The organism is Cellulomonas sp. P2_B4 (assembly GCF_056404795.1).
Genome location: NZ_JBFUDI010000080.1, coordinates 1 through 580 on the forward strand (window position 1 = coordinate 1; position 580 = coordinate 580).

Sequence of the window (580 nt, forward strand, 5' to 3'; positions counted from 1 at the left end):
GCTCAGGCCCTCGAGGTGACGAGATGTCCGAACACATAATCGGCCGGCAACACCATTCGCCGCGACCACTACCGCCGCGCTCGACGGCAGGATCGCGTTCCGCCGGCTCAGCTCGTGCGCATGATCGCTAGCGCCCGTTCGCCGGCAATCGCACACGCCCCGAAAGCCGCCACTGCTCTGGACTAGCTGCCCCCAGCCACCCATATTTCAAAGGGAAAGGGGACGACMATGGTCAGCACATCCAACGACGGCATCATGTCCGAATACCTCGTCAAATACGCTTTGGTGAAATCAAGCGAACGCGAGCGTCCGACGGAGCTTCTTGAGACGCTCTACATGTCCGAGCGCTTTCAAGCGGGTGACGATCTGAAGTCCGTTCGCGAAAACTATGATCACGCCGTATGGAATGGTGTTCCGGCATCGGAAATAGAGCGCCGCCTGGCCGCGCTGGACGATTTCATGAAGGACCTTGCCCGCAATCGGGCCGAGATGYGGGGCCTCAACTGATTGACCGACATTGACCGCTGACGGGCCCTTGCTCTCATAGTGGCCATCGCGGTTTACGAGTCTAGGGCTCAGG

General features: G+C 60.0%; 1 protein-coding gene. It reads left to right on the forward strand.

Features of this window, described 5'->3' with window-relative positions; all coding sequences use genetic code 11:
* Positions 1-228 precede the first annotated feature (228 nt).
* Positions 229-507, forward strand: a complete 279-nt coding sequence (locus AC1DZC_RS20190) for a hypothetical protein (protein ID WP_477044524.1) — start codon at positions 229-231, stop codon at positions 505-507.
* The last annotated feature ends 73 nt before the right edge of the window (positions 508-580 follow it).